The organism is Enterobacter sp. P82, from assembly GCF_037053385.1.
Classification (GTDB): domain Bacteria; phylum Pseudomonadota; class Gammaproteobacteria; order Enterobacterales; family Enterobacteriaceae; genus Enterobacter.
This window is the reverse complement of the sequence record NZ_JBALHX010000001.1, coordinates 1,722,189-1,735,094: the sequence shown is the minus strand read 5'-3', so window position 1 is coordinate 1,735,094 and position 12,906 is coordinate 1,722,189. Positions and strand designations below refer to the sequence as shown.

10 protein-coding genes are annotated in these 12,906 nt (G+C 55.2%); 8 read left to right on the top strand and 2 right to left on the bottom strand.

All coding sequences use genetic code 11. From position 1 onward, the window contains the following. Positions 1-10 precede the first annotated feature (10 nt). The 7 genes from WB237_RS08235 (at position 11) to flgL (ending at position 7,063) form a co-directional block, all read left to right on the top strand. Positions 11-766, top strand: coding sequence for a flagellar basal body rod protein FlgF (locus WB237_RS08235; RefSeq protein WP_049007894.1), 756 nt, complete (start codon positions 11-13; stop codon positions 764-766). Between the two features lie 11 nt (positions 767-777). Further along, on the top strand, positions 778-1,560 hold the full coding sequence (flgG, locus tag WB237_RS08230) for a flagellar basal-body rod protein FlgG (RefSeq protein WP_008500810.1): 783 nt from the start codon (positions 778-780) through the stop codon (positions 1,558-1,560). A 57-nt stretch (positions 1,561-1,617) separates the two neighbouring features. Next, entirely contained in the window at positions 1,618-2,316 is a 699-nt protein-coding gene (flgH, locus tag WB237_RS08225; protein ID WP_032666985.1) for a flagellar basal body L-ring protein FlgH, read from the top strand. Positions 2,317-2,328: 12 nt separating this feature from the next. Continuing rightward, positions 2,329-3,426 (top strand): flagellar basal body P-ring protein FlgI, encoded by a 1,098-nt coding sequence (locus WB237_RS08220; protein WP_029740346.1) that lies wholly within the window; start codon positions 2,329-2,331, stop codon positions 3,424-3,426. After that, on the top strand, positions 3,426-4,379 hold the full coding sequence (gene flgJ / locus WB237_RS08215; protein ID WP_336212172.1) for a flagellar assembly peptidoglycan hydrolase FlgJ: 954 nt from the start codon (positions 3,426-3,428) through the stop codon (positions 4,377-4,379). The genes WB237_RS08220 and flgJ overlap by 1 nt, the downstream gene beginning before the upstream one ends. Before the next feature lie 75 nt (positions 4,380-4,454). Continuing rightward, complete coding sequence (flgK, locus tag WB237_RS08210) at positions 4,455-6,095, top strand: flagellar hook-associated protein FlgK (protein ID WP_336212170.1); 1,641 nt, start codon at positions 4,455-4,457, stop codon at positions 6,093-6,095. A gap of 14 nt (positions 6,096-6,109) precedes the next feature. Then, on the top strand, positions 6,110-7,063 hold the full coding sequence (gene flgL / locus WB237_RS08205; protein ID WP_114978216.1) for a flagellar hook-associated protein FlgL: 954 nt from the start codon (positions 6,110-6,112) through the stop codon (positions 7,061-7,063). Positions 7,064-7,137: 74 nt separating this feature from the next. Here the strand turns inward: flgL and WB237_RS08200 are convergent, their stop codons facing one another. Beyond that, the gene (locus WB237_RS08200; RefSeq protein WP_336212167.1) at positions 7,138-8,352 is read right to left on the bottom strand and encodes an MFS transporter; all 1,215 of its coding nucleotides are present in this window, start codon (positions 8,350-8,352) and stop codon (positions 7,138-7,140) included. 109 nt (positions 8,353-8,461) lie between these two features. Between WB237_RS08200 and WB237_RS08195 the strand changes: the two genes are divergently transcribed. Further along, a complete protein-coding gene (locus WB237_RS08195) occupies positions 8,462-9,397 on the top strand; it encodes a LysR family transcriptional regulator (RefSeq protein ID WP_206737121.1) in 936 nt (311 codons plus the stop codon). Positions 9,398-9,437: 40 nt separating this feature from the next. On the opposite strand, the gene rne is transcribed toward WB237_RS08195, so the two are convergent. After that, positions 9,438-12,554 carry a ribonuclease E gene (gene rne, locus WB237_RS08190; protein ID WP_336212163.1) on the bottom strand — a complete coding sequence of 1,039 codons (3,117 nt, stop codon included), beginning with the start codon at positions 12,552-12,554 and terminating at the stop codon, positions 9,438-9,440. Positions 12,555-12,906: the final 352 nt, after the last annotated feature.

The window sequence follows — 12,906 nt, the reverse complement described above, 5'->3', positions numbered from 1 at the left end:
GGAAAGCGCAATGGATCACGCAATATATACCGCGATGGGCGCGGCAAGTCAGACGCTCAATCAGCAGGCCGTTACCGCCAGCAACCTGGCAAACGCCTCAACGCCGGGCTTTCGTGCGCAGCTTAATGCGCTGCGCGCGGTGCCGGTTGAAGGGCTTTCCCTGCCAACCCGTACGCTGGTGACGGCATCAACCCCTGGCGCAGATATGACGCCAGGGCAGATGGATTACACGTCACGCCCGCTGGATGTTGCTCTGCAGCAGGACGGCTGGCTGGCGGTGCAAACCGCTGACGGTGGGGAAGGTTATACCCGTAACGGCAATATCCAGGTGAGCGCGACGGGCCAACTGACGATTCAGGGTCATCCGGTGATGGGGGAAGCGGGTCCGCTGACCGTGCCGGAAGGCTCGGAGCTGACTATCGCCGCGGACGGCACCATTTCGGCGCTGAACCCGGGCGACCCGGCCAATACCGTTGCGCCCGTCGGTCGTCTGAAGCTGGTTAAGGCGGAAGGCAAAGAGGTGCAGCGCGGCGATGACGGCATGTTCCGTCTGACCCAGGCGGCTCAGGCGACGCGTGGTGCCACGTTACAGGCCGATCCGAGCATCCGCGTGATGTCCGGCGTTCTGGAAGGCAGCAACGTTAAGCCGGTAGCCGCCATGAGCGACATGATTGCCAGCGCCCGTCGTTTTGAAATGCAGATGAAGATCATCAGCAGCGTGGATGAAAACGCGGGCAAGGCTAACCAACTTCTGGCTATGAGTTAACAGGACTCCTTATGATCAGTTCTTTATGGATCGCGAAAACAGGCCTGGACGCCCAGCAAACCAATATGGACGTGATTGCCAACAACCTGGCAAACGTGAGCACCAATGGTTTCAAGCGTCAGCGCGCCGTTTTCGAAGATTTGCTTTATCAAACCATCCGCCAGCCGGGTGCACAGTCTTCTGAACAGACGACGTTGCCGTCGGGTTTACAGATCGGTACCGGCGTTCGTCCGGTAGCCACCGAGCGTCTGCACAGCCAGGGCAACCTGTCTCAGACCAACAACAGTAAAGACGTGGCGATCAAAGGCCAGGGCTTCTTCCAGGTGCAGCTGCCTGACGGTACCTCTGCCTATACCCGCGACGGTTCGTTCCAGGTCGATCAGAACGGCCAGCTGGTCACGGCGGGCGGTTTCCAGGTTCAGCCTGCGATTACCATCCCGGCGAACGCACTGAGCATTACCATCGGGCGCGACGGCGTCGTCAGTGTGACCCAGCAGGGACAGGCCGCGCCGGTTCAGGTCGGGCAGCTCAACCTGACCACCTTCATGAACGATACTGGTCTGGAAAGCATTGGTGAGAACCTCTACACCGAGACGCAATCCTCCGGTACGCCAAATGAGAGCACCCCGGGCCTGAACGGCGCGGGCCTGCTGTATCAGGGCTATGTTGAAACCTCCAACGTGAACGTGGCGGAAGAGCTGGTGAATATGATCCAGGTCCAGCGCGCGTATGAAATTAACAGTAAAGCAGTGTCGACGACCGACCAGATGCTGCAGAAACTGACGCAACTCTAAGGTGTAGCCCGGTGCGGTAAACGCCGCGCCGGCTCCCTGTTTTCGAAGATGAAGGCAATGCAAAAAAACGCGGCGTTTCGTTATCCGATACTGACTGTTCTGGCTGTCACCCTCAGCGGGTGTGCCTGGATCCCGTCTAAACCTTTGGTCCAGGGTGCGACGACTGCCCAACCCGTTCCTGGCCCCGCGCCAGTGGTAAACGGCTCCATTTTCCAGACCGCGCAGCCGATTAATTACGGCTATCAGCCGCTGTTTGAAGATCGCCGCCCGCGTAACGTCGGCGATACATTGACCATTGTGCTGCAGGAAAACGTCAGCGCGAGCAAGAGCTCGTCGGCGAACGCCAGCCGCGATGGCAAAACCAATTTTGGCTTCGATACCGTGCCACGCTATCTCGAAGGGTTGTTCGGCAACGCGCGTGCTGATGTGAACGCGTCCGGCGGCAATACCTTTAACGGTAAAGGTGGCGCGAACGCCAGCAACACCTTCAGCGGCACGCTGACGGTCACGGTTGACCAGGTTCTGGTTAACGGCAACTTGCACGTTGTGGGTGAAAAACAGATCGCCATCAACCAGGGTACTGAATTCATTCGTTTCTCGGGCGTGGTTAACCCTCGCACGATCAGCGGCACCAACACCGTTCCGTCCACCCAGGTGGCGGATGCGCGCATTGAGTACGTCGGTAACGGCTACATCAACGAAGCGCAAAATATGGGTTGGCTGCAACGCTTCTTCCTTAATTTATCGCCGATGTAAGCGAGGTGACCCATGTTTAAATCGATCTTCGCCGTGGCGCTGGCGCTGGTGGCAACGTTTGCCCAGGCTGACCGTATTCGCGATCTCACCAGTGTTCAGGGCGTACGCGAAAACTCACTGATTGGCTATGGTCTGGTGGTTGGTCTGGATGGCACGGGTGACCAGACCACCCAGACGCCTTTCACCACCCAAAGCCTGAACAACATGCTTTCCCAGCTCGGCATTACGGTCCCGGCGGGAACCAACATGCAGCTGAAAAACGTGGCCGCCGTTATGGTCACCGCCTCCTACCCGGCGTTTGCGCGTCAGGGGCAGACCATTGACGTGGTGGTTTCCTCCATGGGTAACGCCAAAAGTCTGCGTGGCGGTACGCTGTTAATGACGCCACTAAAAGGCGTCGACAGTCAGGTGTATGCCCTGGCGCAGGGGAACATTCTGGTCGGCGGGGCGGGTGCTTCTGCTGGCGGAAGCAGTGTGCAGGTGAACCAGTTGAACGGTGGACGTATCACTAACGGTGCCATCATTGAGCGTGAGTTGCCGACTCAGTTTGGCGCGGGTAACACCATCAACCTGCAACTGAATAATGAAGACTTCACCATGGCGCAGCAAATTGCCGATACCATCAACCGCAGCCGCGGTTACGGTAATGCAACGGCACTGGATGCGCGTACCGTGCAGATCCGTACCTCCACCGGCAGCAGCAACCAGGTGCGCATGCTGGCAGATATCCAGAATATGGAAGTGAATGTCCCGGTGCAGGATGCGAAGGTAATCATTAACTCCCGTACGGGCTCGGTGGTGATGAACCGGGAAGTCTCTCTGGATAGCTGTGCTGTGGCACAGGGTAACCTCTCTGTGACGGTGAACCGCTCCGCGAACGTGAGTCAACCGAATACGCCATTTGGTGGTGGTCAGACGGTGGTGACACCGCAAACGCAGATTGATATGCGTCAGAGCGGTGGGTCGTTGCAGAGCGTTCGCTCCAGCGCCAACCTGAACAGCGTGGTGCGTGCCCTGAACGCTCTGGGTGCAACGCCGATGGATCTGATGTCCATCCTGCAATCCATGCAAAGTGCGGGCTGTTTGCGTGCCAAACTGGAAATCATCTAATGCTGACCGATAGCAAACTGTTGACCAGTGCCGCCTGGGACGCCCAGTCGCTCAACGAACTGAAAACCAAAGCAGGTAAAGACCCGGCGGCGAATATCCGCCCGGTTGCCCGCCAGGTGGAAGGGATGTTTGTACAGATGATGTTGAAAAGCATGCGTGAAACCCTGCCTAAAGACGGGATGTTCAGCAGTGATTCAACGCGTCTGTACACCAGCATGTATGACCAGCAGATTGCGCAGCAGATGACTGCCGGTAAAGGTCTCGGTCTGGCTGACATGATTGTGAAACAGACCGAAGCCGCGCAAGGTATTCAGCCGCAAGAGCAGACGCCGCAAGTGCCGATGAAGTTCGACCTGGAAACGGTGACCAGTTATCAGAACCAGGCGCTGACGCAGATGGTGCGTAAGGCGATCCCGAAAACAACGGGGGACGGTGATGAACCCCTCTCCGGTGACAGCAAAGACTTCCTGGCGCAGCTTTCTCTGCCTGCGCGGCTTGCCAGTGAACAGAGCGGTGTTCCACACCACCTGATTCTGGCACAGGCCGCGCTGGAGTCGGGCTGGGGTCAGCGACAGATCCGCAAGGAAAACGGCGAGCCGAGCTTTAACATCTTCGGCGTGAAGGCGACTTCCGGCTGGAAGGGACCAACCACGGAGATCACGACCACCGAATACGAGAACGGTGCGGCGGTGAAGGTCAAAGCAAAATTCCGCGTGTACAGCTCTTATCTGGAAGCGTTGTCCGATTATGTGGGGCTGTTGAGCCGAAATCCGCGTTATACCGCTGTTACCCAGGCGGCGACGGCGGAGCAGGGTGCTCAGGCCCTGCAAAACGCAGGTTACGCGACCGACCCGAACTATGCGCGTAAGCTCACCAGTATGATCCAGCAGCTGAAATCCATGGGCGAGAAGGTCAGCAAAGCCTATAGCACAGATATTGAAAATCTGTTCTGAAAGTTCTCAAGTCCCGGTGGAGGTTGCCGATAACCTTCATCAGGACTCGTGTCTGAACGTATAAAAGGAACCCCCATGTCCAGTTTGATTAACAGCGCCATGAGTGGCCTCAGTGCTGCGCAGTCGGCACTCAATACCGTCAGTAATAATATTTCAAGCTATAACGTGGCAGGTTACACCCGCCAGACCACGGTGCTGGGCGCCTCTAACAGCACGTTGACCGGCGGTGGCTGGGTGGGTAACGGGGTTTATGTCTCCGGTGTCCAGCGTGAGTATGACGCATTCATCACCAACCAGTTGCGTGCCGCGCAGACGCAGAGCAGCGGTCTGACGACGCGCTATCAGCAGATGTCAAAAATCGACGATGTGCTCTCCGATACGACCAACTCGCTCTCTACGACGTTGCAGGACTTCTTCAAGAGCCTGCAAACGCTGGTAAGCAACGCGGAAGATCCAGCTGCACGCCAGACGGTGCTGGGAAAGGCGGGTGGTCTGGTCAATCAGTTTAAAACTAACGATCAATATCTCCGTGATCAGGATACGCAGGTAAATACTGCGATTTCGACCAGCGTTTCTCAGATCAACAACTACGCCAAACAGATTGCGAACCTAAACGATCAGATTTCCCGTCTGACTGGCGTCGGTGCGGGCGCATCCCCTAACGATCTGCTCGACCAGCGCGATCAGTTAGTCAGCGAGCTGAACAAAATCGTAGGTGTGGAAGTTTCTGTTCAGGATAGTGGTACGTTTAACATCTCTTTCGGCAACGGTTACAGCCTGGTGCAGGGCAGCAAAGCCAACCAACTGGCGGCCGTTAAGTCGAGCGCAGATCCGGCTCGTACGACCGTCGCCTATGTCGACGATGTTGCGGGTAATATTGAGATCCCGGAAAAGATGATCACCACCGGCTCTTTAGGCGGTTTGCTGACATTCCGTAATGAAGATCTGGATAAAGCCCGTAACACCCTGAACCAAATGGCACTGGCCTTTGCCGATGCAATGAACACGCAGCATGAAGCCGGTTTTGATGCAAACGGTGATGCGGGCGGTAAGCTGTTTGACTTCGGTTCTCCGGCGGTTCTGTCCAATAGTAAGAATGGCGGTTCGGCCGTTGTCACGGCTTCTGTAACGGACAGCAAACAAGTCCAGGCAACTGACTACAAACTGCAATTTAATGGCACCGACTGGACGGTCACCCGTACCTCCGATAAAACCAGCTTTACGATGAGCCCGGATGCAAGCGGCAATCTGTCGTTTGACGGTCTTAACGTCAATGTGAGCGGCACAGCAAACACCAAAGACAGTTTCACCGTGAAGCCTGTATCCAATGTCATCATGAACATGGATCTGGCAATCAGTGACGAGTCTAAACTGGCGATGGCATCGGTGCAGAACGGCGGTGAGAGTGACAACCGTAACGGTCAAAAACTGCTTGATCTGCAAAACGCCAAAGTGGTGGGTGGAAACAAAACCTTCAACGATGCGTATGCTTCTCTCGTCAGTACTGTCGGTAGCTCGACGGCGTCACTGAAAGTGAGCAGCCAGACGAAAGCGAATGTGGAAACACAGTTAACCAAGCAGCAGCAGACCATCTCTGGGGTAAACCTCGACGAAGAGTATGGCAATTTGCAGCGTTATCAGCAGTATTACCTGGCTAATGCGCAGGTTCTCCAGACTGCCAGTACGCTCTTCGATGCAATTATCAACATTCGATAAGGTTGAGGTGAACAATGCGTGTTAGTACCCAGATGATGTATGAGCAGAACATGCGTGGGATCACTGATTCCCAGAGCAGGTGGTTGAACTACGGTGAGCAAATGTCCACCGGTAAGCGCGTCAATCGTCCGTCGGATGATCCTATCGCGGCTTCTCAGTCCATTGTTCTGTCACAATCGCAGTCACAAAATAGCCAGTTCGCGTTAGCGCGCACCTTTGCTACGCAAAAGGTTTCGCTGGAAGATAATGTGTTAACCCAGGTGAATACCGCGATATCCAGCGTGCGCGAGAAATTAGTCTACGCGTCGAACGGGACATTAAGCGATGATGACCGTCTTTCTCTGGCGACTGATATTCAGGGGATCCGCGATCAGCTCATGAACCTGGCCAACACGACGGATGGTAATGGTCGCTTTATCTTCGCGGGATACAAAACCGAAAGTGCACCGTTTGATGCCGCGACCGGGAATTACAACGGTGGCGCTGAAGCGATCACTCAGCAGGTCGATACGGCGCGAAACATGGCCATCAGCCATACAGGACAGCAGATTTTCGAAAGCATTACCAGTAATGCGGAACAGCTGCCAGGCGGTGGATATGGTGAAACAAACATGTTCAAGATCCTCGATTCTGCTATTGCATCGCTGAAGACACCGATTGAAAACGATCCGGCTGCTGCAACTGCGCAAAGCCAGGTGATTGCCAATGCGCAAATTGGTATCAAAAACTCCCAGAACAATATTCTTACCGTTGTTGCGGACGTGGGCACCAAGATGAACGAGCTGGAAAAACTCGATACGCTGGGTGACGATCGTGCGCTTGGGCAGACTAAGCAGATGAGTGACCTGGTTGATGTAGACTGGAACGAAGCAATTTCCTCTTACACCATGCAGCAGGCGGCCTTGCAGGCGTCTTATAAAGCGTTTAGCGATATGCAGGGCATGTCTCTGTTCCAGCTGAACAAATAACATCTTGACCTCTTAGAACATGTCTTGAAACTGGGCATGTTTTACTGCCCAATCCGTCTGGATTGGGCATTTTTTTATGCAACTTCTGCCTGTGTGGAGGCGACACGTGCGCTTTCTACCAGACGGATTGCCAGTGCAATCACGCCACAGACTGTCGCCAGAGCGACCACGCCCGTCCAGCCTGCCAGCGAGTAAATATTACTGCCTATGGCTGAGCCCAGTGCCATGCCGATAAAGATAACGGTAAAGAGCAGAGCATTAAGGCGTCCCCGGGCCTGTGGTTCAAGGCTGTAGACCAGATTCTGATGGGCCACCAGACTGGACTGCAGACCCAGATCGAACCCAACGGCAGAGACAGCGATCAGAATCAGCTGCCCGTGAATTCCCAAAGCTGGCATCAGGAACATCAAGGCAAACGAGACAGTCACAAGTAATGCGCCAAGCTGTGTGACTTTTCCGGCTCCCAGTTTATCCGCCAGTCCACCCGCCAGCGGTGCGGCTAATGCACCTGCTGCACCCGCAATACCAAAACCACCGGCTACGGCACTGCCAAGGTGATAGCGTTCCAGCAGCATGACCGCCAGCGTGGACCAGAAGGCACTAAAGGCAATCGACAGAAAACCCTGTGCCAGCGCTGCACGGCGCAATGCCGGATAACGACGCCACAGATGTTCCATAGAACGCATCAGCGCGGGGTAGCTCAGCGTGGAGTGAATGGCGAAACGGGGAAGTACAATCCACATCATCACCCCGATAAACGCAATGCTCACCGCAGCCAGTTGGTACATGACGCGCCAGCCAAAGGCTTCTCCCACAACACCGCTAACAGTTCTCGACAATAAGATGCCCATCAGCAGCCCCGTCATCACCGTACCCACGGTTTTACCCAGCTTCCCTTCCGGCGCGAGAATAGCCGCCGCCGGAACGATATCTTGTGCCATGGTGGCGGCCATGCCGATAAGCAAACTTGCCAGCAACAGGGAATGGAGTTGCCCGGTCAGGCTACAGCCCAGCAGGAACAGCGCCAGCGCCGCGCTTTTAATCAGGATTAATGTCCTGCGGTCATGACGATCGCCCAGTGGAAGCAGAAACAGAATGCCGAGCGCATAACCTGCCTGAGTTAAGGTTGGTACTAACCCCATGCCTTCAATGCTCAGATGAAGATCGGCACCCATTAGCGGAAGAAGGGGCTGGGCGTAATAGATGGATGCCACGCTAAAGCCAGCGCCCAGCGCCAGCATGAAAATTACCCAGCGGCTGGCTGCGTGGGGGGAAGTCGTTGTGTTCATAAGATGTACCTCATTCGTCGTGTGGGGCTATTTTTTATCAGTCTGCCTTGCGAGGGTAGCCAGCCCGGTGGTAAAACGCTTATACGTTAAACGTATGTCAGGAAGGTGTATGAAACGAGTTGAGCGTTTAGACAGAGTGGAATTGATGCGCACGTTTGTTCGTATCGTTGAAACCGGGTCGTTATCAGCAGCGGCAAGGCAGCTTTCAACCACTCAGGCCACGGTTAGTCGACGTTTGCAGTCTCTGGAAACCCTGCTGGGGGCTCGCTTGCTGCTGCGTACAACCCATGCGACCCGGCTTACTGACGATGGTGAGCGCTGCTATCAACACGCCCGGCGCGTGATTGACAGCTGGCTGGCACTTGAGGATGAAGTCGGACAGGCTGAGGATGAACCGGTGGGGGTATTACGGGTGCGCGCACCGCACGCTTTCGGGCAGGATCAGTTTCTGAAGCCATTAACCGAATTTTTGCATCGTTATCCGCAGTTGTCCGTTGAGTGGATGTTGCATGACAGGTCGGTAGATTTCCTGAGTGACAACATTGATTGCGCGATCCGAGTGGGGGCTGAGGTCGATCCGGCGACGGTATCAGTGCAACTGGCAGAGGTGCCGCGCTCCGTCGTGGCATCCCCGGCACTGCTGGCGCGTTTTCCGGAGGTCAAAACGCCAGAGGATTTGCAGGCACTCCCCTGGATCGCCATCAGTACCTTTTATCAGCGGCATATAGAGTTATTTGACGGCTCGGCACAGCCAACGCGTATCGCCATTACACCGCGTCTCAGTACTGACAGTTTGTACGTGGCGCGCAATACGGTATTAACCGGGCTGGGTGTCGCGATGGTCTCCAGCTGGACGGTGAAAGAGGATATTGAGGAAGGGCGCCTGATTCATCTTCTTCCTGAGTGGCAACCTGCGGCTCTGCCAGTCCATCTGGTTTATCCCTGGTCGCGATACTATCCGGCGCGTTTACGTCGTTTTCTTGAGATGATGAAGCAGGTGATGCCGGACATTGCCGGAATGAGAAAGCCTGTAAACAAGCAATAAAAAAGCCGACCCGAAGGTCGGCTTTTTACTTTCGATGCCGTTACTCGACAGAGCGCGGGCGAGTTGCCGGTGCAGTCGCCTGATGCGTTGCACTGTGACCACCTGCTGAGCCTTTGCCTTCGAAGTTGAAAGCAGGGCGTACCCAGTCACTGTGACGCGGGGTTTCAGGCACGTACTCAGGTGCCGGAGCGCGCGTCATAGGAGCTGTCGCCACGTGGGCAGAAGCTGGCGCAGACACAACCGGCTCCGGTTTCACCTCAGGTGCTTTCACTTCTTCGGCTGCACGAACAGGTTCAGCGACAATCTCAACATCCTGAACCACATTTTCAGTGACGGTCTCGGCCACGATTTCTGCGGAATCTTCAACAGCAGCTGCAGGTTGTACTTCTTCAGCAACCTCTTCTGCCACTACGGTATCTTCTTCAGCGATCAGCTGCGGTGCAGCATCAACCGGGGTGGCAATCACTTCCGGATGCGTGGTTTCTACCGTCACGGCATGCGGGGTTTCAACCTCAATAGCTTGCGGTTCAACCACGATGGCTGCTTCAGCTACGGCTTCTTCCACTGCTGCGACTGGCGCAATCAACTCTTCTGTCACCACCTGTTGTTCCACAACCTGCTCCGGACGAGCGACCGGGTAGCGGATCCAGACTTTGCCGGATGCCATTTCAGGTGATGCGCATGCCACGGCTAATGGCATTGGAGACTGAGCAGGGTAACGCTCGTCACGATAACGACGGCGACGCTGCCCGCTGACGCGCAGATGGCGTGGAGAACGACGTGAACGACGCGGCATACCGGCATTATCGCGGTTTTCACCGTTTTCATCCTGCTCAACCGTGTTTTCTACCACAGCCGGCAGATCAACTTTCGCCAGTTGGGTACCGGTTGCGCTCTCGCTTGTTTCTGCGGCGACAATGGTTGACTCTTCGGTAGCTTCGGAGGTGAAGCGTACTTTCTGCGCAAGCTGACGCTGCTTACGACGCGGCATAACCTGAGTCCGTTCTTCCTGCTCGCCGTCCTGTTGTTCAACAGGCTCTTCGCGGTTCAGGTTTTTGACTTCCTGCTGTGCCTGACGTTTCTCGTCGTTACGACGACGATTACGTTCGCGGCGCGGCTGCTGGTCGTCACGCTGTTTACTCTTCTCAGACTCATCGCCCGCCTGCTGGCGAATTTCACGATCTTCAACATTTTGCTGTTGTTTCTCGCGACGGTTGCGACGGTTGTCTTCGCGTTGTTCACGGCCTTCACCGTTGTCTGAACGGTTGTCACGACGCTCGCTGCGGTCATTACGGTCGTTGCGGTCATTGCGATCGCGGCGATTGTTCTGACGCTTGCGACGATCCTGCTGACGCTCAGGCTTGGTCGCTTTTGGCTCTTCTTTCGGTTGCTCTGGTTGAGCTTCCTCGCCGGCAAACATTTTCTTCAACGCGCCAAAGAAGCGGCTCAGAAGACCAGGTTGATCCGGTTGGGTTTTTCCCACTGTAGCTGCTGGTTTCTGTGCCGCAGGTTTTGCAGCAGGTTTTTCCAGCGCCGTTTCAGGTGGTGCTTCAGGCATGATAAAGGTGGCTAACGCAGGTTGCTCAGGCAATTTGCGTTCGGCAGGCTCTTCATCGGAAGGCAGAGCCATCTCTTCTTCATGCAGCTTCGGCAGCAGGTAGCTGAGCGTGGTTGTCTCTTCGCCTTTACGGACACGCAGCACGTGATAGTGCGGGGTTTCCATCTGATCGTTTGGCACGATAATGCAGCGAACGCCACCCTGACGTGCTTCGATGGCACTTACCGCTGCACGTTTTTCGTTCAGCAGGTAGGACGCAATTGGCACAGGAACAATGGCGTGAACCTCTTTGGTGTTCTCTTTCAGCGCTTCTTCTTCGATCAGACGCAGGATAGAGAGGGACAGAGATTCGTTATCACGGACGGTACCGGTGCCGGAGCAGCGCGGGCAGACGTGATGGCTGGATTCACCCAGTGACGGGCTCAGACGCTGACGGGACATCTCCAGCAAGCCGAAACGCGAGATATGGCTAATCTGGATGCGCGCACGGTCCTGGCGCACCGCTTCACGCAGACGGTTTTCAACCGCGCGCTGGTGACGAACCGGGGTCATGTCGATGAAGTCGATAACAATCAGACCACCCAGATCGCGCAGGCGGAGCTGGCGGGCGATTTCATCAGCGGCTTCAAGGTTGGTATTGAAGGCCGTCTCTTCGATGTCGCCGCCGCGTGTTGCACGCGCAGAGTTGATATCGATAGCGGTCAGCGCTTCAGTGGTATCAATAACGATAGAACCACCGGATGGTAGACGCACTTCACGCTGGAAGGCTGACTCAATCTGGGATTCAATCTGATAGTGGCTGAACAGCGGGATTTCACCGGTGTACAGTTTGATTTTGCTGGTGAAATCCGGACGACCCAATGCGGCAATGTGCTGGCGTGCCAGCTCAAGCACTTTCGGGTTATCGATCAGAATCTCACCGATATCCTGACGCAGGTAATCACGGAAGGCACGTACGATTACGTTGCTTTCCTGGTGGATCAGGAATGGAGCAGGGCGGCTTTCCGCTGCTTTCTGGATGGCTTCCCAGTGCTTCAGACGGAAGCTCAGGTCCCACTGCAATGCTTCGGCAGATTTGCCTACGCCTGCGGTACGCACGATAAGCCCCATGCCATCAGGCAATTCGAGACTAGCCAGCGCTTCTTTCAGCTCGGTACGATCATCACCTTCGATACGGCGAGAGATACCACCCGCGCGCGGGTTGTTTGGCATCAGAACCAGATAGCTCCCTGCCAGGCTGATAAAGGTAGTCAGTGCGGCGCCTTTATTGCCACGCTCTTCTTTATCAATCTGAACGATAACTTCCTGACCTTCACGCAGAACATCTTTGATGTTTGGACGGCCATGAGAGTTGTAGTTTGCAGGGAAATATTCGCGGGCGATTTCTTTCAGAGGGAGAAAACCGTGACGCTCAGCACCGTAATCGACAAATGCAGCTTCAAGGCTTGGTTCAATGCGGGTGATTTTACCTTTGTAAATGTTCGCTTTTTTCTGTTCGTGTCCAGGACTTTCGATATCCAGATCGTACAGGCGCTGCCCATCCACAAGGGCGACACGCAACTCTTCTTGCTGAGTTGCGTTGATTAACATTCTTTTCATCGTAACTTACTCGTTATTCTTACATTGACGACAAAGCTGCGGGCAAGGTGACGCTTTCCGGGGTATGAACCGATGGCCTCGTGTCTATTCACGTCGCCAACCTCACGGTTGTCGCTCGCTTAAGAGGCGCAGAGTGTCGGTTGCCTGTATTTCATACGGAAACACAGCGCAATTATCAGGGGAATTGCCTGGGTAGAACTCTCCAGAGAACAATCCTTATACCGGGAAGTACTGCAACCCGCAGCCCGCTAACTGCCTGAAAGATCAATACGTCTTACGCCATTGCTGCGTGGATGATCGGTCAGACAAAATTGGTCATTCCGTCAACATCCTTACTTAACCAGGATTAAAC